The organism is Shimia sp. R9_1 (genome assembly GCF_017743775.1).
In the GTDB taxonomy this organism is placed as follows: Bacteria; Pseudomonadota; Alphaproteobacteria; order Rhodobacterales; family Rhodobacteraceae; genus Shimia.
Genome location: NZ_JAGHRN010000001.1, coordinates 389,002 through 410,860 on the forward strand (window position 1 = coordinate 389,002; position 21,859 = coordinate 410,860).

At 53.9% G+C, this 21,859-nt stretch carries 18 protein-coding genes; 5 read left to right on the plus strand and 13 right to left on the minus strand.

Annotated features, from left to right (window positions below):
- Positions 1-114: 114 nt before the first annotated feature.
- The 7 genes from J7399_RS01940 to J7399_RS01970 all read right to left on the minus strand — a co-directional run bounded on the left by J7399_RS01940 (position 115) and on the right by J7399_RS01970 (position 8,298).
- A complete protein-coding gene (locus J7399_RS01940) occupies positions 115-855 on the minus strand; it encodes a SprT family zinc-dependent metalloprotease (RefSeq protein ID WP_348539420.1) in 741 nt (246 codons plus the stop codon).
- Positions 843-4,121, minus strand: a complete 3,279-nt coding sequence (locus J7399_RS01945; RefSeq protein ID WP_209083823.1) for an HsdR family type I site-specific deoxyribonuclease — start codon at positions 4,119-4,121, stop codon at positions 843-845. Before J7399_RS01945 ends, J7399_RS01940 begins: the two co-directional genes overlap by 13 nt.
- Before the next feature lie 73 nt (positions 4,122-4,194).
- Positions 4,195-4,701: a type II toxin-antitoxin system YhaV family toxin gene (locus J7399_RS01950; RefSeq protein ID WP_209083824.1), complete on the minus strand. Its 507-nt coding sequence runs from the start codon at positions 4,699-4,701 to the stop codon at positions 4,195-4,197.
- Positions 4,698-5,024 carry a type II toxin-antitoxin system PrlF family antitoxin gene (locus J7399_RS01955; RefSeq protein WP_209083825.1) on the minus strand — a complete coding sequence of 109 codons (327 nt, stop codon included), beginning with the start codon at positions 5,022-5,024 and terminating at the stop codon, positions 4,698-4,700. The genes J7399_RS01950 and J7399_RS01955 overlap by 4 nt, the downstream gene beginning before the upstream one ends.
- Before the next feature lie 136 nt (positions 5,025-5,160).
- On the minus strand, positions 5,161-6,387 hold the full coding sequence (locus J7399_RS01960; RefSeq protein WP_209083827.1) for a restriction endonuclease subunit S: 1,227 nt from the start codon (positions 6,385-6,387) through the stop codon (positions 5,161-5,163).
- Positions 6,377-7,885, minus strand: coding sequence for a type I restriction-modification system subunit M (locus J7399_RS01965; protein ID WP_209083828.1), 1,509 nt, complete (start codon positions 7,883-7,885; stop codon positions 6,377-6,379). Before J7399_RS01965 ends, J7399_RS01960 begins: the two co-directional genes overlap by 11 nt.
- Positions 7,882-8,298, minus strand: a complete 417-nt coding sequence (locus tag J7399_RS01970; RefSeq protein WP_209083829.1) for a helix-turn-helix transcriptional regulator — start codon at positions 8,296-8,298, stop codon at positions 7,882-7,884. The genes J7399_RS01965 and J7399_RS01970 overlap by 4 nt, the downstream gene beginning before the upstream one ends.
- Before the next feature lie 352 nt (positions 8,299-8,650).
- Here J7399_RS01970 and J7399_RS01975 point away from each other — a divergent pair, with 352 nt between their 5' ends.
- Positions 8,651-8,947, plus strand: a complete 297-nt coding sequence (locus tag J7399_RS01975) for a hypothetical protein (protein WP_209083830.1) — start codon at positions 8,651-8,653, stop codon at positions 8,945-8,947.
- 5 nt (positions 8,948-8,952) lie between these two features.
- Positions 8,953-9,252, plus strand: coding sequence for a hypothetical protein (locus J7399_RS01980; RefSeq protein ID WP_209083831.1), 300 nt, complete (start codon positions 8,953-8,955; stop codon positions 9,250-9,252).
- A gap of 2 nt (positions 9,253-9,254) precedes the next feature.
- On the opposite strand, the gene J7399_RS01985 is transcribed toward J7399_RS01980, so the two are convergent.
- Positions 9,255-9,479 (minus strand): hypothetical protein, encoded by a 225-nt coding sequence (locus J7399_RS01985; protein WP_209083832.1) that lies wholly within the window; start codon positions 9,477-9,479, stop codon positions 9,255-9,257.
- 141 nt (positions 9,480-9,620) lie between these two features.
- Here J7399_RS01985 and J7399_RS01990 point away from each other — a divergent pair, with 141 nt between their 5' ends.
- Both J7399_RS01990 and J7399_RS01995 read left to right on the plus strand, forming a co-directional pair.
- Positions 9,621-12,650: a hypothetical protein gene (locus J7399_RS01990; RefSeq protein WP_209083833.1), complete on the plus strand. Its 3,030-nt coding sequence runs from the start codon at positions 9,621-9,623 to the stop codon at positions 12,648-12,650.
- A 543-nt stretch (positions 12,651-13,193) separates the two neighbouring features.
- Positions 13,194-14,096: a helix-turn-helix transcriptional regulator gene (locus J7399_RS01995; protein WP_209083834.1), complete on the plus strand. Its 903-nt coding sequence runs from the start codon at positions 13,194-13,196 to the stop codon at positions 14,094-14,096.
- A 28-nt stretch (positions 14,097-14,124) separates the two neighbouring features.
- On the opposite strand, the gene J7399_RS02000 is transcribed toward J7399_RS01995, so the two are convergent.
- The 3 genes from J7399_RS02000 to J7399_RS02010 form a co-directional block, all read right to left on the minus strand.
- Positions 14,125-14,733 carry a recombinase family protein gene (locus J7399_RS02000; protein ID WP_209083835.1) on the minus strand — a complete coding sequence of 203 codons (609 nt, stop codon included), beginning with the start codon at positions 14,731-14,733 and terminating at the stop codon, positions 14,125-14,127.
- 271 nt (positions 14,734-15,004) lie between these two features.
- Entirely contained in the window at positions 15,005-16,939 is a 1,935-nt protein-coding gene (locus J7399_RS02005) for a DUF4209 domain-containing protein (RefSeq protein ID WP_209083836.1), read from the minus strand.
- A gap of 32 nt (positions 16,940-16,971) precedes the next feature.
- Entirely contained in the window at positions 16,972-19,251 is a 2,280-nt protein-coding gene (locus J7399_RS02010; RefSeq protein WP_209083837.1) for a DUF262 domain-containing protein, read from the minus strand.
- A 623-nt stretch (positions 19,252-19,874) separates the two neighbouring features.
- Here J7399_RS02010 and J7399_RS02015 point away from each other — a divergent pair.
- Positions 19,875-20,906, plus strand: a complete 1,032-nt coding sequence (locus J7399_RS02015; RefSeq protein WP_209083838.1) for an AraC family transcriptional regulator — start codon at positions 19,875-19,877, stop codon at positions 20,904-20,906.
- A 98-nt stretch (positions 20,907-21,004) separates the two neighbouring features.
- On the opposite strand, the gene J7399_RS02020 is transcribed toward J7399_RS02015, so the two are convergent.
- Positions 21,005-21,403, minus strand: coding sequence for a tautomerase family protein (locus tag J7399_RS02020; protein WP_209083839.1), 399 nt, complete (start codon positions 21,401-21,403; stop codon positions 21,005-21,007).
- A gap of 113 nt (positions 21,404-21,516) precedes the next feature.
- Positions 21,517-21,831: a hypothetical protein gene (locus tag J7399_RS02025; protein ID WP_209083841.1), complete on the minus strand. Its 315-nt coding sequence runs from the start codon at positions 21,829-21,831 to the stop codon at positions 21,517-21,519.
- Positions 21,832-21,859 lie beyond the last annotated feature (28 nt).

The window sequence follows — 21,859 nt, forward strand, 5'->3', positions numbered from 1 at the left end:
CCCAACGACTGGCTAGGCCGGATGGAGCATTCACCCACTAAGAATTAGAGTGTGTAGAGCATCTCTCGCCGAAGCTTGTGGAAGTATTTTTCGTTCACGCCAGCGTGGAACCTGTTAGTCGTTGGCCAATAACTCCACCATTGCGTCCAGCACCCCTTTCGACCGCCGCCACTGTGGGCTATGTGCATCCAGAAGCTGCCAGAATTCCGGTCCGTGGTCATGGTGTTTGAGATGAGCCAGTTCGTGCAGCACGACGTACTCGATACACTCCCGAGGGGCCTTCACGAGATGCGGGTTCAAGATGACCTGACCATACGCCGAACAACTGCCCCACTGTTTGTTCATTTCCAGCAATCGGAACGGCGGCATTTCATCGACCCATGGCAAGCGCTGGGATGCTTCAGCGATACGTTTGGCGAAGTAATCCCGTGCTTTGACTCGGAGCCATGCACGCACCTTGCTACGCACGTCTTCGGATGTGGCCGCACGGGTTTCCACTTCTAGTCGGTTGCCCTTCAGCCGGACCGTCCGAGGTTTGTCTGTCGTTGGAAGCACCTTAAGTACATATCGGCGACCAAGGTAGAGAACCTGTTCGCCAGACACGTACTCCCGAGGACGCACATGGGCAAAACGGGTCCGCGCGTCCTCGACATGCGACACGATCCAACGCGCACGTTTCTGCACCGCTTTTTGAATGTCTGTTGAACTGAATCCCGGTGGGGCATCCACTATGACTTTGCCATCGGGTTCGACATGGATAGCCACACGGGTCGTTCGCTTGTCATCCACATTGACCACATAGGGAATACGCTGGTCGCCATAGATGATGGCGGTCTCACCCATCAGCTTTTCCACTTTGTTGCCCCCGCACGCATAATTGCGATCACTCTTTCCGCCATCTCCTTAGCGCTGTCCAGTCCACCGAAGAAATCGAAATACCGGGGCAGCATCTTTTGCCGGATTTCGGCTTCAATATTGGCAGGGTTGATCGAATGCGTCACCACCGCATTGTTAACGGTGGCGTCGATCCATTCAGCCTCGGTCACAAAAGCATCTTCAGTGTGATCCCCGGCAGCAGACCCGAGTTGATCCAAGAAAGCGCCGTAATACGCCTGTGCACGTGGGCGATCCGCAAAACGGTCTGGAACACCCGGTGTGGCCCGTTTGGCGACAAGTTTTTCAAGGTCTTTGAACAGCACATACTGCTTGCCCGGATGATCAAACAGCGCCTCCGCATCGGCGATGGCTTCCTTCAAAAGTTTTGAGAACACCTTCTGCGCATGGGGATCATCGATCAGGTCTTGCTCAATGGTTTTTCTCAGCCGCGTCTTGATAACATCCGCTTCGGCCCGGGTCTTTTCTTCAGACCAGTCTTCCGGATCGCCGTCATTTCCCAGCGCTCCGACGAGGACCACACCCTCGGGATCGATGATGTCTTCGCCCACCACCTGCTTGTCCACCAGACTGCGAATTTGGTCTTCGTAGACACTGAAATCCACCGTTTCCTGCGCGTCCTGTTTCGCCTGCACTCGGATATCGGCGAAGAACTTCAGATCACGTTTGTACTTGGCGATGGTCGCCTCATCAAACGACGCATCTTCAAAGAATGTACGCGATGATAGGGCCAGTTTCAGGCACATGCCGAAATCGGTAAGTGCGTCATAGAAATCCTCACGGATTTTCTGATGGTCATCCACGGTTATGCCGCTGTCATCTTCGCGGAACGATGGCATCATCACCTGTCGATACTGGTGCAAGTCAGCTTTGTTCTTCACATCCTTAAAGATCGCCCACAGGGCGTCATGCAGCACAGGCAGGCGTTTGTATTCAGTTGAGACATTGGCAATCGTGCCCGCCAAATCATCGATATCATACCCGGCCTGCGTCTGTGCGGCGAGGTCCTGATAGTCTTTGATCGAGGAATCCAGTTCCGCAAGGATGCCACGGTAGTCGACCAGATAACCGAACTGTTTGGCCTCATGGAGCCGGTTCACCCGGGCGATGGCCTGAAGCAGATTGTGGCTCTTCAGATGTTTGTCGATGTACAAAACCGCATTCTTCGGCTCATCGAATCCAGTGAGCAGCTTGTCCACGACTATCAGGATGTCCGGATCGCCATCGGTCCCAAACCCGTCGATAACTTTGGTCAGATAAGCCTCTTCATCCTTACCGACATTGGCTTTCCACCACGCCTGCACTTCGGGGAGTTTGGCCTCATCTGTGTCCTCATGCCCTTCACGGGTATCCGGTGCCGAAATCACTATGGCGCTGGTCACCAACCCAGTCGCATCGAGGGCTTCCTTGAACCGTATCGCGGACAACTTGCTGTCGGTGGCCAATTGCCCTTTCAACCCCAAGTCCAGAGACTTGAAGTTGGTGTTAAAATGCTCGGCAATATCCCAAGCGATCAGGTCGATCCGGTTGGCTGCGCCGTAAATTTGCCCTCGGGTTGAGTACTTCCGTTTCAGGTCAGATTTTTGCTTGTCACTCAGTGCCGCCGTGATCTTGTCAAACCACGCATCAATGGCCTTTTCGTTGATATCAACCACCGGCCTGCGTTCTTCGTATACCAGTGGCGTGACCGCCCCGTCCTCAACCGCATTCTGCATAGTGTAGGCATGCAGGATCGGACCGAACTTGTTGCGTGTCTTGTCATCCTTCAGCAGCGGCGTACCAGTGAAGGCTACAAAGGCTGCGTTGGGCAGGGCCTTGCGCATACGTTCGTGGTTTTCGCCGCCTTGGGATCGGTGACCTTCATCCACCAGCACGATCAGCTTGTCGGATGGGTTGTGGCATTCGGGCCGTTTGGTGGCCGAATTGAACTTTTGCAGCAGGGTGAAGATGATCCGATCATTGCCCTGTCCGATGCGCTTAGCAAGGTCTTCACCAGATCGCGCTTTGGCCGTTTCGCCCTCTTTCTTGGTCGCGATAGCCGAACCAAAGGCACCGCCGGTTAGGAACGTGCCCGCCAGTTGCTTCTCCAGATCAACCCGGTCGGTCACGATGATGATCCGAAAATCCGCCAGTGCGGGATCAAGCAGCAAGGCTTTGGTCAGCAGCACCATCAAATTGGATTTTCCGGAGCCAGTTGTATGCCAAATAACCCCACCTTCACGGCTGCCATCCGGTTTCCGTTTGGACACCTGATCTACAATCGACTTCGTGCCCTGCACCTGCTGATACCGTGCAACGATCTTGCCGATCTTCTGATCGAAGAAAATGAACCGTTGCACCATATCCAGCAGTCGGTCCGGGTACAGCAGGCCGATGACCATCCGGTCTTGTTCTGTGAGCGCCACAGGGGCGCTGTGGAGGGCCTCATAGCCCAGACGATCACTTTGTGACCTATCGGCAAACAAAGCGCCTGTCTGGGCCTCTGAAAGGCTGGTGTTGCGCACCTCGGTCATCTCGGCCTCGGTGAAACCTTCCTCCCGCCATATGGACCAGAACTTCTTGGGTGTCGCCGTGGTAGCATAGCGAGCATCGGAACCAGAGATCGACAGCAGAAGTTGCGAATAGGCATAGAGGTCCTGAATGCCACCACCCTTCTGGTTGCGCAGGTGCTGGCTGATGCCTTCTTCGACCATGGCCTTGTCTTTGGACGACGACACCGGGCGTTTGGCCTCAATCACGGTCAGCGGGATGCCATTTACATAGCCGACGATATCCGGACGGTACTTGCCCAGCCCCGCCGGGCGTTCAACCGATAGCTCTTCGGTGACGTGGAAATCATTGGCATCCACATTGGCCCAGTCCACCAGCGGCACGGTGACGGATGTCTTCTGACCCTCCACAAACTCGGTCACTGTGATGCCTTTAGTCAGATGGATGTAGATCGCTTTGTTCGCAGGGATCAGCCCTTCACCCAGATGTGTGGCAGAGATTTCGCGGATCACCGCATCTATCGCACTGGTGGACAGCGGATGGCGTTTGCCTTTGAACTCAAACCGGTGCCGTGCCAGCCGTGCCCGCAGCACATCCACCAACAAGACCGCCCGTTCCGAGCCGCGCAGCGCTAGAGCATCGGCAGGGGACAGATACTGCCACCCCATCACCATCATCACATGCAGAGCTGGCAGCTTGGCGGCAGCCTCTTCGCGAGTATCAGGAATGTCACGCATGGGATAGTCCGGAAATGTGCTGTCTGAATTGCGTTCACCCTATGCGTGAAATGCAAGGAAGGGCAATACGCCCCTATGTCTCCGCATCCGCCAAAGCCTTCTGAAAGCGGTCCGTTGCCGTCTGAGCTTCGATCAACAAATCATCATAGCTATCCGGGGGATTGCCATCCTCCAGCATCGAGCGGAACGTGGCATAAGCATCCGTCTTGCTGCCATAGGCACGCTTGGTGTCCTCGTCATTGACCCAAGCAAAGACGATGATTTTGTCCTTCATGTTGAAACGAAAGAACAGGCGGAACTGTTGAAAGAACTTGGCTCGGAACCAGTGTTTGCGCTCATCGCCCAGTGTTCCGCCCTGCCGGAACGTGGGGGAGGCAGGATCGGCTGGCACAACCGTGCTGATCAGCTTCAGGATCGCAGCCAGCCGTTTGCTGCAGTTTTTTGAGCTATAGGTCTTCGGGTCTTTGGATTTGCGCGCCTCAACCTCAGAAATCAGAGACTCTAGCTGATCCAGAAACAGCGGATGGGCAAAGATCGACCAGCCGTTGACGACCAGCGGAGCAATCGGCGTAACAGTCATTCATCATCCGGTGACAAAGGGGCATCCAGATCGACCTCAACATCGCCCACCAGTGCCCGCATGCGCTCCAGCAATGCGCCGTCAAAAGCTTGCAGACGCTCCGGGTGCGCCGCGATATCAGCCTGCAGAAAATCCAGAAACGACCCCAAGGCCGGATCATCCTCGACCTCATGTGCGGCTTCGATGTAGACGCGGCCCGACGCTTCGGTCTTGTATGCGATGCGATCCCCTTTTTGCAGGTTCAATTGCCGCCGCACCCCGGTAGGCACGGTGGTTTGATAGCGATCTGTCAGTTTCGATTGCTCCAGCGCCAAAGCAGTCATGAAAACTCTCCAATACCATAGGGCCGCGCATCCCCTGCTGCAGCCTGCAACCTGTTGCGCCCCACAATATGTAATGCAAACGCATTACCAAATCAATATTATTGCGAAAACCCCCGCCAAGTTGCGGGATCGCAGATCAGACCGAGACCCGTCGCTTGCCCGTCAGCAGTTGCTGCATCAGGGCCTTCTTTTCTGTGCGGAGTTTGGTGATGCTATCAACCAAAGCGCTGATTTCGACTTCACTGGATTTCAAAACCGACGCAATCCGTTCCTGCTCTTCATATGGAGGCAAACGAAGTTTGGCCCCCTTGATACCGTCAATGGTCAGGCCAAAGCGTATCGCTCCATTTGCCCTTGTTCCGAAGTAGTAGCGAGTGTGAGGCAACTCAAAGAAATACTTCAAGAACTGACCGTCGACCTTCGAACATGGTCGAACTATTGCAAGATGATAACCGCAGACGAGATCGGCAGCAGATTCCGCGATATACGTCGGCATTGCGATATCGTCGGCAGTCTCGGAGTCTTTGGTGATCACGACATCACCGGTTCGCAACCCAAATTTCTTTATCTGCGCAGCGGATGCAGTTGCCGACATGAACACTTGGCTTGGCTCGATAAACTCGCGTTTGTAGACATCCGTGTAATTGCAAAGGCGAACCGGTGTTTCTCCATCTTTCGACTTCTTGTCCACGTTAGACACGATCACCGACGCAACCTCGCCCAACCGCACCTCTTTCCACTCCTGCCCTTCGAACTCAGGAAACCGGCGGCGGCCTGTTAGGAGGTGTTGCATGAGGGCGCGTTTTTGGGTGCGGGCGCAGTCTAGCTGCGCCTCGGCCACCTCAATCGCCCGGTCCCATGTGGAAAGAATTTCGGCGATCTTCTTTTGCTCGGCGATTGGGGGCACATTTATCAAAAACTTCGAACAGTCCGGCACTCGAATATGCGCAACAGTCCCACCCGCACTGTCAGCTTCATATTGACGCTTCAAACCCGGACTGATCATCGCTTGAAACAAGAACTGCTGGTCCATTCGGCTAGGGTCAGCCCTGTACACCATCGTGCGTTGGCCGAGGAAAACTCCGGAAGCATTCTTCAATTGGCCAACTTCACCTACAGGAGCTTCCCGGGTCAGAATTATGTCCCCATCGGTTAGCTCACCTCGGCGTGTCCAAATTCGGAACGTCTCTTCAGTCACAAACCGAACATTCTCGGTATCAACACGGTTGTTGCGAACATTGGTTGTCCTAATCATTCGGTAGGGCGTCGGGCCTTCAACCACTGGCGCGGTCTTATTCACGCAATCAACGATTGCTGAGCATACTTCACCAATCTGAATTCGGTTCCACCCGTTAGGCACCATAGCCCAACTCCTTCAGGTAAGCTTCCATGCGGTTTTCCAACTCACCCATCTCGGTCTTCAGCGCCTGACGCTGCTTACGCACCGCCATCAGGTCGATTTCTGCCTCTTCTTCGAACGTGTCCACATAGCGGGGGATGTTGAGGTTGAAATCGTTTTCCTCGATCTCGGCCCGTGTGGCGCGATAGGCGTATTTGTCCACCGTCTCCCGTGCGCTGACCGTCGCGGCGATCTTGTCCAGATGCGCCGGTGTCAGGGCGTTCTGGTTGGTGCCAGCCTCGAATTCCCGCGATGCATCGACAAACAGCACCGAATCGTCCGCTTTGGATTTGCGGAACAGCAGGATCGCCGCCGGGATGCCGGTGCCAAAGAACAGCTTTTCCGGCAAACCGATCACCGCATCGAGCAGATTTTCCTCGATCAGCTTCTGGCGGATTTTGCCCTCGGATGATCCCCGGAACAGCACGCCGTGCGGCACCACCACCGCCATACGCCCGGTGCGCGGTTTCAGCGTTTCGATCATGTGGAGGATAAAGGCATAGTCGCCCTTGGTCTTGGGCGGGATACCCCGGCGGAACCGGGCGAAGGTGTCAACCTCGGCGGCCTCCGTACCCCATTTATCCAAGCTGAACGGTGGATTGGCGACCACCACATCAAAGTGGCACAGCATGTCATCAGATGTCCGCAGTTTCGGGTTGCGGATGGTGTCGCCCCATTCGATCTGGTGGTTGGTCTCGCCATGCAGGAACAGGTTCATCTTGGCCAGCGCCCATGTGGAGCCGATGGCTTCTTGCCCATAAAGCGCATAGCGTTTGGTGCCGGTGGCCTCTCGGATTTGGCGGCCACATTTCATCAACAATGATGCCGACCCGCAGGTCGGATCGCAGATGTCATCGCCTTCCCGTGGCTCTACCAGACGGGCCATCAGTTCGGAGACTTCCGCCGGAGTGTAGAACTCCCCAGCCTTCTTGCCCGCCGTCGCGGCGAAACGGGAGATCAGGTATTCATAGGCCCCACCGATGATGTCGAGGTTGCCAACACCGGATGGACGCAGGTCCAGTGCGGACTTCGCAAAGTCTTCCATCAGGTGGCGCAGGATGTCGTTCTTCTGCTCTTCATCACCCAGCTTGTTGGAGTTGAAGCTGATGTCCTGAAACACATCCCGCAGCTTATCCCCGTTGGCCTCTTCGACGGCATGCAGGGCCTTGTCGATACGCTCCCCGTTACCTGCCTCATGACGACGGGCATGCAGGGCGTCAAAGCTGGCCTGTTCGGGCAGTACAAAGCTTTCCTGCTGCATCATCGCGGCGACCAGTTCCGGCTTGTCGGGATACTGTGCTTCGTAGCCTGCCTTGTGGTCCTTCCACACGTCACTGACGTACTTCAGGAACAGCATGGTCAGCACGTAGTCTTTGTAGATCGACGGATCGACCACACCCCGGAAGGTGTCACAAGCCCCCCAAGCGGCCTTGTTGATTTCGGTCTGGGTAATAGGGGTCATTTATTTCTCAGCAGAATGGATACGAGTTCGCTGTACCGGCCCGGATCAAATGTGGCACCTGTCTCCCACGCAAGATCGTTTTCTTGGCGGAAGATGGCAAGGATGGTGTCGCGGACAACCTGAGGCGAGGGGCGAATTCCTTCCTCGTGAATTACCCCCTCAACAAATTCGATTACTGCCCCGACCCGGTTCAGGTCAGTTTCGGATATGGAACGCACCACTGCATCATCCCGAAGCTGGCTGGGAGACACACCGTACACCGCGCACAGATCGGACAATTGCACCTCGGTGATATTGCCCACACCGGACTCGATCCGGCTGATCGTGCTTTGGGACATCCCCACCTTCTCTGCCACCTGAACCATCGTCAGTCCGGCGTCTTTTCTGGCTTGTTTGAGAAGGTCGTGCAGCAAATTGGGCCTCAGTCAATGGAGTGGTCCTCACTTCATTGCATAAAATGCACGATATCGAAAGCTGCATCAGTACGTTCATAAAAATCTCGTCCACTTGTTGCAAATCATGCAATATCCGAATATTCGATATTGCAATGACTTTGGATGATTATCTCAAAACACGCTCAGTTTCCGGCCCCGAGTTTGCTGCTCGAATTGGCGTTGATCCAGCAACCGTCTACCGCATCCGCAAAGGGCGAGTACTCCCTCACCGCCGGACGATCTTAGCCATTATAGAGGCAACCGACGGGCTTGTCGGACTGAGTGATCTTCTTGTTGTCGATACTAATAACCCAAGGAGTGAACCCGCCGAATGACCCCTGAAACCCTTGCCCTCATCACTGCCTATTTTGTCTGTTCTGTCGCAGCAGAGGAGCGCGTCCTGACGCGAACTGAGGTCGAAACTTGCTCGGCTTTGTACGTGGACACGAAGCTGTCCTTCCTGCCCGACGTGGACGCAGCGGCGTTTGCAGCCATGACTACAGAACAGCGGGCGAAGACAAACCGGCGGGGATATGTGGCTTATCTGGCTTGGAGGGCTGCGAACCCTGCGTTGGTGGAAGAGATTGAAGCCAAAGCGCGATCTGTTGCTGCGGGACCTGCAAGCTGAGATACATGCTGCGCATATTTGAACGCACCGCGCACCTTCTAGTGGACTGCGCCACACCGGCACCGCCACCCACTAATGCCATGGCGATGGTCACAGCCATCAATGCCGCATTCTCCCGGCTGCCCCCCACATCCGAATTGATCTGGTTCCGCCACCGGTGGTCACAGATGCTGCCAGAACAGCAGTACCGGTGGGTCGAGCGGCGCATAGCCCCACTGCTGATCATCTGGACCAGAGGTGGGCGATCCGGGTTCCTCGGGCTAGGCGCTGAACTTGATGAAGCCATGCACTTGATTGATCGCTGAAATCATCTATTTGGCTCATCAAGGGCTTCTTCAAAGGTCGCACCCCAATATTCACGGATTGCATCGCTCACGATTGCACCGGCGAAACGCCGCTCTTCTTCGCGAAGTTCTGCCAACATGTCGATGGCCTCTTCGTCAACGTTACGCACTGTGATCTTCTTTCTCATCGTTGGTCCCCCAACGATATTTAGGCCAGTCGGACGAATGGCGGCAAAGATATCAGTCATTCTGACTACGCATGCGAACCAGCGGATAGGACCCAACATTGACCTGCAGAAATATGCGGTTTTTTGGAGGTTTTCTCCTACATAAGAAAGCTGGCCGTCAAAAGTCTGACGAGTGGCCAGCAATATTTATAGGAAGAGATAATGAGCAGTAACAAATTTAAAGACAGCAACACAACCGGATCAACAGCATCAGAAAATCACGAAGAACGGCTTTATGATTACGCAGAGTTTCTGAAATCGCCAGCCGTGAAACTGGGCATTTCGCCAGCGTATCAAAAACGTTTCATCAGCCGATGCGCAATGCCGGAGAAGCGCACTGATCTATGGAAGCAATGGATCGAGCCGTATTTGATGCTGGACGACCTCAATCTCCACGTCCCCATGCACGAGGACAAGACTTCCAACTTCTCCCATCACGGTAGCGCACATGCGGTTCATCTACTGAACAAAGATGAGCCTGCACAGCTTGCATTTTCTCTGTTCAGCAATCCGATACTTCAGCCCGCATTTCGGTATGATGATGCGACCTGGCAAAGGCCGAAAGAACGCTGTGCGGTGGCCCCATTTTTTGTGTTTACGTTCGAAGCTGACGAAACTCCATTGCAAGATCAATGTGATTGGATTTGGTTGAAAGACGCAACGGGTCAAACACTGCTGGACAAGCTCGATCAGCACCTTGCGCAACATTATCGCGACTACCGAGGCTACACTGTCGTGTGGTCAGGCAACAAATCTCTTCATATCCACCTGCTGTTTGCGAGCAGCCATTTGAGCCGCCGTGTAACCGAGATTTTAGCCGAACGGAACGGTAAGAATGCCGAGGCGCAGCTTCGTGACCATTGGCAAGGTGATATCGACCCGAGTGTGATCTGGGACTATTACTCTACCTGCTGGGACAATTTGGAATCGACCATTCGGGAAGCTACAGGCATCGAGGGCAAGTTCGACCAGAGCCTTCGATATCTCCACCAGAAAAGACGATTGCCATGGGGGCTGCGCGTCGCGGAAACTGGGAATGCTCAGGGCTTCAAAGGCGGTGATCTGATCCCGCAGGTCGTGCTTGAAGAACGGATGCGCAAAACATCCGCTAAAGGGGCGCAGGGGTATTTCCTTAGCGCGACTGAAGCCAACGCAATGCCCGTTGCACAGGTGTCTAAGTCCTCCTCAGACCGACGTTGCGCTCCTCTATATGTTGATGAACTACTTCCGGCGTTGACAGCCTATCTGCGCGAGGGGTGGGGCGCTGAGTATCCAAAGCCTGCCACTATCACGGAGGAGACCAATGGCCTGACTGTCTGGTTCTACAACAGCCCGGCGGATCAAAACCCAAGTTCCTTCATTGAGGAAGACTATCGATCCATGCTGTGGCGAGGACGAGACTGTCCCGCTGGCGAAAAGCACAAGCCCTTGCCGGACACCTCATTCACATTGGGTGAACTGCTGATTGAGCTTCAGGCAGAGATCGATGCGAAGAACGGTAATTCGATTGCAAACAGACAGCGGCAAGGCAGAAAGCGATTCGCCCCCACCACGCAACTGTTTGCGAATTGCCTGCTCAGCACCGCACCGAAACACTACCGGTCTGCAATGTCGATCTTGGCTTGGGCTGCGTCTGAGAGTTTTCCACGAAACATGATTGTGAGCGCCGAGGGCGGTGGCAAGACCACAGCGGCCATTCGCGACGCAGGGAAGTTCAGGCTGGACGACATGCTAACAAATCATTTTTCTGGGAAAGGATTGGTAGCCCCCGACAATGGTTTTCAAGTCGTTTGCGCCTCCTCTTATAAACAGGCCGAGGAGCACTATGAAGCTTACCTTGAATGGTGGCGTCAGCAAACGGATCATGCATCCATTGATCTGCCAGCGCCCGTGCTGATCCGCTCGTTTTCAGAACATTATAAGCGACACTGTGCTCAGCACAAGATCGACTCAATCTCCCATGCACAGGCGCTGCGCATGGGCTTCAATTCACAGGTGGAAGCTGTCGCTTCACAGCAATCAGCCGTCTTCAACGCGCTATCTGAGCTGAGGGACGCAAGTTGGAAAGTACCCGGTAAAAACGGTAACACCATCTGCGGGTTTCAATATTCAACAAGTGTCATCCTTTTCACAAGCCACGACATGGCCCAGAACTTCAACCAACCTTCCGTTTCAAAAGCGTGGCTGCACCCCGACTTTGATCACACTGCACTCCAAGATTCTGGGCAATGGCGCGACCTTGCTCTGCAGTTCAGGCTCTATCGTGTCATTCATGACGAAGTGTCTCTCAATGATCTGGTCGATGTCGCAAGCGCGAAGGATGTGACGACCGCAGAAGAGTTCCGTCAGTTGGTCAAAGTCCGTTCAGGTGCGGATTGGTCAAAAGTGAATCAGTCGCAGCGCTACCAAATTTTCTCAGAGCACGGATCGGACGCGAGCAAGGCACTGGGGTTTCACGAACTCTGTCGCATCATTGATATCGGTTTCACGCTGGACGACGAGGTTCGTGTAGACTTTGACGCCAACCCGTTCGGGATCAACAACTCTGACGACGCCATGTACCGTAGCACAAACGGTAGCACCTACTACGTCAAAGCAAGAAATTGGTGGACCACACAACGCGCAAGGGTTCTGTTCACCACGACGGAAGCGCTCGTTGCTCAGGTCGCACATCGTATCAACAAGTCAGATCGCACCCACTGGGTCCCGGATATTCGTGTGCACAGGTTAGATCGTGACGAGTTCACCACATCGGACAGTATTCGTCTGCGCCGTGATAGACGAGCTTCAAAGGCCAATATTGACGAACTTGTACGGGACCGACTCCGTGGCGATAAGGACTTTGTAATCACTGATATGTCAAGTGATCACGGTTCATCTGTAAGCACCCACGTCAGTGCCCGTGGGCGCAATGATCTGCAGGAGGCCAACATTTGTACCGTGCTGACCTTTTTCGCCAAAGACGAATATTGTAGGCTGAATGTGATCGCGCAGAAATTTGGCATCGAGGATGTCTACAGAGAATTCTACCGCGACCGGCTGAATCAGGCGGTTGGCCGTAACCGAGGGCTGCGGCGCAACCCCGACACGCCATATGACCATGAGATCGTCGTTTCTCCGACACTGTATCAGTGTCTTGGAGGTGCTGATTTCTTTTCATCAGGACGTTATCCAGCCTATCTTGTTCACTAGCTTTGCAGCCCCCAGCAGATCAGGTTCGCAAGCGAACCAGCCTTCTGGTGTCTGATCGTGGCCCTTGGGCCACGAGGAAACGTGTCATTGAAAACTGAGAAATACAGACGGGACTGTGTCCCGTCAGAATTCCTTATATCTGAAAGCAGAGAGTAAAAAGTCGTGACCTAATAGAACTCTTATTAGCAACCGACTTTTTCTCCCCCTCTCACCACCATCTGGCGGCGCAGCAGGTTGAGCAAGAGAAACCCACGATCTTTGATCGGGCAGCTGCAAGCGCAAGTTCAATTGGCTTCTGTCAGAAAACCGCCATGCGCACGCTGCAACTGAGACCATACCTTCGCCGAAATTCATAAATACGTGTGGAGGAAAAAGACATGTCAAACAAAGAAAACCCCCGGTCGTGGCCGCTCATCGAACGGATCAGCCTCAAGGCAGCTGCATTGCTGAGGGAAGGCGAAGAGCTTGAAAACAACGTGATTGATTTCTCTGACATCTTTGAGACAAAAGGCCCAAAGACGATCAAAGAATCTTTCCGCACAAATGGCAAAAAAGCTTTATCGCGTCGCAGACCAAATTGCGGCAACTCGGAAGGCCCGTAACCTGACAGTTTCAGGGTTGGCAGAACGCGCTGGCGTTTCGCGCCCGGCAGTACGATCCGTTGAAAAAGGACGCGCTTCTGTCAAGTCTAAGTTGAGGGTCCTCCACGCTTTGGAAACCTCGCTCTGGACCAATGATCGTTTAGTTGAAAATCTAGGTCACGTGTTGGCGTCGCACCGTAATCAGCAGAGAGTATCCCAACGTCATTTGGCGAAGCGTCTTATTGTAACTCAACCTAAGGTGATTTCCCTTGAAGCACGCACCAGCGGACGGATGGATACTTTGCAAAAGTATCTTGATGTCACGCAGGTAAGAAACGAAGTTTGCAGCAAACGAGCCGACGGTAAAAGGCGACTGATCCCAGCAAAAGATAACGCCCAAGCTGACAAGGTTTATACGCCAAGACAGCTTGCTGCCGAAATTCTATCGCAGTTTTCTTTGTTCGGACGCATTCTGGACCCTAGCAAGGGTGATGGTGCATTCTTTGATCAGTTTCCTGCGCATGTTGACGCTTGTTGGTGTGAACTCGAATGTGGAGTCGATTTCTTCGCATGGGAGCAAAAAGTCGATTGGGTGATTACGAACCCGCCTTGGTCGAAGTTCCGGGCCTTTCTTGAACACGCAATGCGTGTTTCTGACAATGTCGCCTTTCTGGCTCCACTCACGCATTTCTCGACGAAAGCTCGCGTAAGGGATATCCGGAAAGCTGGGTTCGCAATGCGCAAGATCATTTACGTGCCCACCCCTGTTGAGTGGCCTGCTTCTGGATTCCAGTTGGCGGCTGTCTGGTTGCAGCGTGGGTGGTCCGGCGCGTGCGAAGTTCAACACATCGGATCATCTGACTAGAGTGCGGCGCAGAGTGTGCATTCCACTGCTACAAAGCTGAAGTGGACTTCTCACGGTGATCTCTCAAGATACGAAACACGGACGCCCGCCCAAGATTTAGCTGCTTGGCGATTTCATCAGGACGGAAGCCCCGCTCTTTGAGTTTAAGCACTTCAGGTGTCTTGGCGCGAGCGGTGGGTTTTCGACCTCGGTACTTTCCTTCCTTCTTTGCACGGGCAATCCCATATGCTCGGCGTTCAGCCAAACGGTCACGTTCGAATTGCGCAACTGCCCCCATCATTCGCACCAATAGCATTTGCGTAGGATCATGAGGGTCTAGTGGATGCGGCGAAAGGTCAGGCAACAACCAAATCACATCCGAGTTGGAGGGGCGAGTAATTGCTTCGTCCGCAGCAGCCAAATCACGGAAAGCACGATCCATCTTAGCCGCAACGAGACACACCCGATGACCTCCTTTGGCGGCCTGACACGCGTCTTTTATCATGCGCTGGAATTCGGGGCGTTCACCACGGGTGGAAGCTTCCTCATAGTACAGTCGAGTGCAGCCCTGCGCCTTTAGTGTTTTGATCTGGTCATCCCAACCTGCTGCTTGTTCAACGCGGTTCACAGACACCCGCACGTAGCCCCACTTCTCCATAATATCCCTCCTGTATCACTAACTTTATGAACCACTGATACTGTATCAATAGGTTAATGATTCGGCAATTTTGATACTCGATAGGCACAAACGGATCACGTCTTGTTGGGGACGTCCCATGTGGGACTTGTGTCGCACTTAGACGATTTCGAAACCCATCGGACAAATCTCGTCGGCGAGACACCTATTGAGAAGGAACTATAAGAAAACGACGTCTCGTCGGTTTCGCGGAAGACTCTCGAAACTTGTGAGGTCTTGGAAACCACCTTTTTCAAGAAGCGTTGTCGTCAGGTTTAGCGAGACCGGTAACTCGAACATAGGTTTCTTCAACATCTCCCCAGCGTCTTGCTAAGGGTAGAACTGCCAAGTGTATAATTAGCCAACAAGCATAGACCATGTTGTGGTCCCAGAACCCTCCGACATGCACCTTACCATGTGCAATCTGATTTCGTAGAGATGGTCCTCCTGGGAAGCTGAAAAGAAGATCGATCTCGTGGGTGTATCGCTCCGGGAGGATTTCTTCCAACCGCTCCCTCCACGGATTGGCGGGATTTAGCAGCATGGGCAATGACGCTTCAGTTTGAATTCCATTCTCGTCGGTAGTCGTTGTGTCGATCCCACGATGTGACAGTATGGTTCGTAGTGAGTTCTCCAACTGAGGCACCAATAGAGATGCGGCTTCCACATCTTCGCCACCAAGGAACTGACTGATGGCTCGTGCGAAGATGTAACCGTGCCCGGGAGGAATAAACGGGCTGTCTTTAATCATTTCTTGTACAATGTCGGCGGACACGAAGTGGTCTTCTGAAATCACTCTTCGGATGGGTTCGATTGCACCGGCGACCACTACCTGCCGGGCGTTTCCTCGATGAAAGGACATCAGATAACGATAGTGCTGTTCCGCCTCTTCGGCGTCACCGGTAAGCCCAGGAGATCGGAACACGACCCTCCCCTGGAAATCATGAACCTGCATCGGCATGATGCCCTGCAAAGGAAACTCCTCGGCGTGCTTTGACGCTTCGTGGCGGATAGCATCGGGTTCGGGAGGATGATCACAAAGTGCTAGCGAAAGAAATGCGCTAGGCCAAGAGTGGCCACGAACCGAAGCAACGGAGTGCTCAACAATCTCTGACAAATCGATCTCAGTAGAGAATGACCCCATTTCATCCTTGATAGAAGGCTGAACCTCGCGGAGCCTTCTAGTGAGTTCATCTCGGCGGTCTTTTGTTCCGGGGTAGTTGCGGAGAATCTGGACAGCATCGTTCAGAAAGGCGGAGATCAACATGGGGGAGTCGGCCAACTCGGCCTTCTGAACATGGCATTCAGCAACTTCGATCATGCATCTGTTGTGGTTGGCTTCATCCCGATTGCGCTTATGGCATCGGGCGGCTGTCTTCCAAAGGTCAATTTTGCGGTCAGGGTTGGCTTGTATTTCATCGGCAGAAACCAATCCCTCGGCTCGTGCAGCGATCTCCACCACCGGTGTGATACCGTGATCAATATCGACATCTGCAATCCGTACGAAATCACTTACTTTGCCGTCCTTGTGTGCAGCGCCGACCAAGGATTTAATCAGTTCCTGTAACCTTTTCGAAGCCTGATGCTTCCATCGAGTTGCATGAGATATCCGAGCCGCTCGAACCAACATACTTTTGGCATGCACGCCCCAAGGAGAAACATCGCCAAAAGCAAAAACGGACACTCCACTCTGCACCTGCTCCACGGCGTCGCAATAGGCGGAGATAGCCGCTTCAGCCATGTTGTGCCGCTTCCGCTGAACAAACCAAGTTACATCAGCCAATCGCGCTCTTAAGCCCGCGTTGGAAATCTCCGTTGCAATTTCGGCAAGAAGATCGATTTGCTCTGGTAACAGGTCGCGCGGAACCAACGACCTACTATCACCAAAAATGAACATCGGTCTGAACGGTTCTGTGCGGTGATCAGGATCAACATGGTAGTTCGTGAGTCCTGCTAGCAGTTGAAGAGGTGGTTGGTCTTTTGGCTCGGCATTGTTGAGCATATCTGAGAAAATCTGGTTGATGTCGTGGCAATCCACACTGTTCGCGCCCGTCAACCGGGAGTTGATGTCGATATCACGTAACCGATCTAGCTCCACGACAAAATCCACGCCCGGGGTTGGGACTTGTGGCTCCCCATCCTGGGGCGCTGCCAGTTCCGACTGTGTTTGATCTTCGGAGTTTTTCATTCCATGGCCTCAGGAATTTTTAATCGAACAGTTCAGAAACGATGCTTTATGTAGTCCATCATGTCCGGTCCGGTCAGAATCCGTGTTGTGTTCCCGACGCGAACATAAAACACTTCCTTCCCTTTGACCGTGTTTGCAAAAACCGGCGCTGTGGATGGCAATACATCGATCAGGCACACCACGTGATCCTCGACAGTCTCGAAGCGGATACCGACATGCTTGGCAACCGGAGCCTGACCTATTGTGGTCATAAGTAATGTAGACAGCCAATTCTGGTATCCGTCGAGGTCCTGGCGCTTGTACTCAAGGTCGGCCTGGATACCGAGGATGTCGCCGTCGTCGGATATCCCTATCCCGAGGGTTCCCCCAGTTGTGTTCATGAAGGCGGCAACAGTCTTGATGATTCCCTCGTTGATGACCTTCTCCGGAACATCGGAAGTCTTTGGCAACCGGGCCGTTGCCTTGAACTCAATCTTCAGTGTTTCCATGTCGTGCAGAAGCTCTGACACTGAGGGTTCAGACATTGTGCCCGTAAAGGGTTGCACGTCGCCGGTAAGAACTCGGAACCCGTCGCGGATCACCGCTGCAATCAGCTTGCGCCGCTGGGCGATGAAGTCCCAATATTCCATGTCCTGCCAGTTGTCTGGCAGTGCATGCCAGTAGGAAGCATTAGATTTTTCCTGATCGGTCAACCCTTCGAACAACTGAGGAAAATACTCCGACGGGGCGGTATCAGATATCTTGATGTTATCGGCCCACTCCACGAAGGCATAGTTGGCGATCTGGTTTAAACGGTAGGTCCCGGTGTATCCTAGCTTCCGAAGATACGCTTTGGGAAACAAGTGATGGCGTTCAACTGGGGCTCTGGAACCGGATACGGCTGGGTCAAGCAGATCGCTGATTCGAACCTTGGAAAACAGTGCGGTTGCTCCCAGTAAGTTGAGGGCGGCGTGATAGCCGAAGAGATAGGGGCTGTATCCGCTGGAACTGTCCAACTGCTCGGGTAGCGAAACCCTCCAGTAGTCATCCGTCAACTGGTTGGTGATCAAAGTGTCTAACTGACCGACAAAGCCAGCAGGAGTTTGTTCCGTCTGTTCCAATCGCCGGAGGTCGGCTTCCAGCACTGTTTCCGGACTCCCGGTATAACGCCCGGTTAATGCACTCATGAAGAACCAGCGGCTCATCACATTGCGAAGAGCCCGATGATCGACGCCGAACTCGTGCTTTCCGATCAGGTAGAGAAGATAGCCATAAAGAAAGTTGTTGGCCGAGGTAAGCATCGACTTGGAGCGGAACCCGGCGGCTTTTACGCAGGTGATGTACTCATGCCAGTCGGACAACGCGAGGACTTTACCTTGAGCCTGTTTGAGGTCATTAAACCGTGCTTCTCGCAGGTCTTCCTTTACCACTCGATCCTTTGGGTCCCGCCCCCTAAGGTCCTGGTAGGCGTTCTGGAGCACCCCACGTTTTAAGCCCAACCCAACGGCAACCCGCAGTAGTTGATCTGGCGCAGGGGCTAGAAACACGTTGTAGGGTGATCCACTTTGATCGGCGGAGGGTACTTTTGCCTTCCGGGAAAAATCTTCAAGGGTGTGACGACCGTCCACCCAAAAAACCGACATAAGGGTCAGGATGAAGTCTGCTGAATTCAGTGGGATGCCGCCGGAGTTAATTCTCTGGAAAATCTCAGCGACGACATCGACATCAAGGTCAGCCGACAGCACCAGCACCGAAAATTGGTAGTTCTTGATGTTTTCAAGTTGCTGAATGTTGGACGCTATTTCCGAGCGTTGTTCCGACGTTACCTCCTGGTGGCCTTCCAGCGCCTGAATGAACGCGGTGATGAAGTCGTAGGTTCCCCGCCCGGAGGACCATATTTCTGAGATGTTCGATATGAAGGCAGGGTTGTTGTCCGACGACGCATTCGCGACTGTGAACTCTTCGGTAAGTGGGTTGAACGCGATCCTGATCAGTTGCTCTTCGTTGTTTTCGTTGATGATCGGTTTGCCTTTCATCACCGCGTAGAGGCTGGTCAATCGCTGTTGACCGTCCACTATCATCTTTTGGTCTTCACGGTCAGTGGTGCCGATGCCGATCGAGTGACTGTCCACGTGCTTTTTTGTGTTCCAAAACAGAAAATATCCGGCGGGAAAACCCTGATATAGGGAGTCAAAAAGATCGCGGATGCGGGATCGCTTCCACACAAAAGGTCGCTGGAGGTCTGGAAGCCCTAACACCCCCATGTCGATTTCTTGAATCAGATGATGAATTGGCGGGGTTTCACTCGAAAACCGCTGAGTTGTTTGCGACAAAGTTCTGCGCCCTTGAAAGTTGTGTAATGAAATTTTCAGCATCAACCTAGTGCATCAGGATAGTTGAACCAACAAGTGTTTCGCATCAACCGTTTGAAACATCTGCTGATGGAGACAGATGCTTTTCCCCGCAACGATACTGTGACAGAAGACGCCTATTAGGTAAGTGTATCGCGCGGTGGCAGCAATTTTAACCAAGCTTGATAAGTGCACCGCTGCTGCGTGCGAGCTTTACTCAATCCTTGGGTCCGATTCCGGCGTTTTTAGCAACCTGCTTCCCGTCACTTGGAATTGTCACACAATTGGGTGTTGCGACGTGTGGCACCCCACGGTAAACGCTATAAATATAAGGGAAAACGTTACCCGGCGTGGGTTTCCTACCACCCCAGCCACTTTTCTCTGAGATCATGATACAGCACACAGCCAACACAGGTTGGATATCGCCTGCATTTGACTCGCGCCCTCTGCGCCCTGCCTCTCGCACGACAACGCATGCCATGCTCACCCCTACCCCCATCGCCTGTAAAGCTGCCCATCCCCCACGCCTCATGGTGAATTTCATCACATGAGTTTTACACTCAGGGGAGTTTGATTTTTTCGGACAAGCCTCTATTTTCGGTCTCATGATAGTCAGAGCCAACACTCGATCCGCGACCATTCTGAAGGTCATTTGCGAGCACGCCGAAAAGCTTGGCGTCGATGTGGATGCCTGTCTGGAAGGTTCCGGCATCAGCCAGGACGAGGTGTCCGATCCGCAAGCCCTGCACAACACCGAGCAAGAGCTGCAGATCATCATGAACTTCATGCGGCTTGCGCCACGCAGCGTGGGCCTTGGCTGGATTGTCGGGCGCGACATGCATGTGCATGCCTTTGGCATTTGGGGTTTTGCGATTCTCACCAGTCCCACCTTGCGCTCTGCCATTGAGACCTCGCTTGACTACATCAACCTCTCCTCCTCGATTGCCGACTACAGGCTTGAGGAATTTGGCGAGCGCGCGCAGCTGACCATCAACATGGATGGCATCCCCGACACCGCACAGCGGTTCATTCTGGAGCGCCAGTGCGCCATTTCGGTCAACTTCATTCAGGAAATCCTGCTGGCGCCGGGTCAGGTCGGGTTTACGATCGAAACCCCTGAGCCCGAGGCAAGCTATGGCCTGGATCTCTCCATGATCAGCAATCTGCCGGTTCAGACCGGCCAGCCCGCCTATGCGTTGTCGTTCCCGTCAGCCCTGCTGGATCAGCCGCTGGCAAAATCCGATCCGGTCTCGCTGCGCTTCTGTCTGGAGCAATGCGAAGCCCTCTCCCAGAACGCGGCAGACATCCTGCCGCCCTGGTCGCAGAAAGTGCGCGACGCGATTATGGACAATATCTCCAGCGATCATAAGATCGAGGAGATCTCAGAGCGGCTCACCGTGACAGAGCGCACCCTGCGCCGCCGCCTCACCGAAGAAGGCACCAGCTTCCGCGAACTTTATGCCGATGTGCGCATGGCACTGGCGCACGAGCTGCTGCAAACGGCGGGTCTGAACGTGGAGACCGTGGCCTGGCGCGTGGGCTATTCTGAGCCTGCAAGCTTTGCCCGCGCCTTCTCCAAGAAGTTTGGCCAGACACCGGGCGAGGTGCGCCGCTCCAACGTGCCGCGCGTCGCCTGACAGAGGCGCACACACACTTCATGACATATGAAAAAGCCCCGTTTGGTCGTTCACCTGCGGGGCTTATTGGTTTTTATGAGAAAGCCATCCTGCCGCGATCAGACCCCAACCGGATGACGCCGCTTGATCCAGTCGCCTTCCTCTCCCGGTTCCGGCAGAATCTCTCCGCCTTCCATGAACCAGCTTGCCGGCACATCCGTGATGTCCATGACAATCTGGTTCATATCGATCCCGACATGGGCATGGATCGACGCGGTGATCCGGCTCACAAGCGCGGCCTTCTGCGCCTCACTATGCCCTTCGCGAATGCTGGCAAACAGAAACACGGCTTTCCCATCAATCGCCAGCTGTGGCGCATCCTCAAAAAAGAACGCATGCACAAACTCGCGCGGCGCGCCGGTGACATCGCAGTGAATGTCCGTAATGTCTTCTGCGATGCGCTTTTTGGCGTGTGCTGAAATGACACCGTGAACGGCATTGCACATATAGAGAGGCATTTCATCTTCCTTCCCAAAGCGCGATCCGAAGAGGGCTTGTGTTTCCGGCCCCCAATGCGCGGCCCTATCCTAGTTTAAAATGTGCCCCTCCCAAAGGGGGCGTAAATCTCGGTCTATTGCGGGTCGCGAATTGAGGTCACAACCTCATTGGGCGACAACCCGGTCCGCTCCATGCAGATCTCTCCCAACTCCCGCAGCAGCGCCGTGCGCTCGCCGCGTTTCAGGCTGCGGTTTGCGTGCATGGACGCAACCATCGCAGTGGAGGGCGCAGCGGCGGTAAACCCGCTACCCTTTGGCACCACGATCCAGTCGATATCTGCTGCCGCAGCAAAGGCGCGCTGCGTGAATGCGCTGATGGCTGCTCTTAGGGCGTATTGAACCTCTGTTGAGATCTGCCCTTCCTGAACCACACACATGATTGAAATCATTTATCAATTCCTCATTTGAAGGCAGATA

Coding starts and splice junctions, on each gene's coding strand:
- J7399_RS01945 (WP_209083823.1), bottom strand. CDS start 4,121: ATGCGTGACATTCCTGATACTCGCGAAGAGGCTGCCGCCAAGCTGCCA.
- J7399_RS01950 (WP_209083824.1), bottom strand. CDS start 4,701: ATGACTGTTACGCCGATTGCTCCGCTGGTCGTCAACGGCTGGTCGATC.
- J7399_RS01955 (WP_209083825.1), bottom strand. CDS start 5,024: ATGACTGCTTTGGCGCTGGAGCAATCGAAACTGACAGATCGCTATCAA.
- J7399_RS01960 (WP_209083827.1), bottom strand. CDS start 6,387: ATGGTGCCTAACGGGTGGAACCGAATTCAGATTGGTGAAGTATGCTCA.
- J7399_RS01965 (WP_209083828.1), bottom strand. CDS start 7,885: ATGACCCCTATTACCCAGACCGAAATCAACAAGGCCGCTTGGGGGGCT.
- J7399_RS01975 (WP_209083830.1), top strand. CDS start 8,651: ATGACCCCTGAAACCCTTGCCCTCATCACTGCCTATTTTGTCTGTTCT.
- J7399_RS01980 (WP_209083831.1), top strand. CDS start 8,953: ATGCTGCGCATATTTGAACGCACCGCGCACCTTCTAGTGGACTGCGCC.
- J7399_RS01985 (WP_209083832.1), bottom strand. CDS start 9,479: ATGACTGATATCTTTGCCGCCATTCGTCCGACTGGCCTAAATATCGTT.
- J7399_RS01990 (WP_209083833.1), top strand. CDS start 9,621: ATGAGCAGTAACAAATTTAAAGACAGCAACACAACCGGATCAACAGCA.
- J7399_RS01995 (WP_209083834.1), top strand. CDS start 13,194: ATGGCAAAAAAGCTTTATCGCGTCGCAGACCAAATTGCGGCAACTCGG.
- J7399_RS02000 (WP_209083835.1), bottom strand. CDS start 14,733: ATGGAGAAGTGGGGCTACGTGCGGGTGTCTGTGAACCGCGTTGAACAA.
- J7399_RS02005 (WP_209083836.1), bottom strand. CDS start 16,939: ATGAAAAACTCCGAAGATCAAACACAGTCGGAACTGGCAGCGCCCCAG.
- J7399_RS02015 (WP_209083838.1), top strand. CDS start 19,875: ATGATAGTCAGAGCCAACACTCGATCCGCGACCATTCTGAAGGTCATT.
- J7399_RS02020 (WP_209083839.1), bottom strand. CDS start 21,403: ATGCCTCTCTATATGTGCAATGCCGTTCACGGTGTCATTTCAGCACAC.
- J7399_RS02025 (WP_209083841.1), bottom strand. CDS start 21,831: ATGATTTCAATCATGTGTGTGGTTCAGGAAGGGCAGATCTCAACAGAG.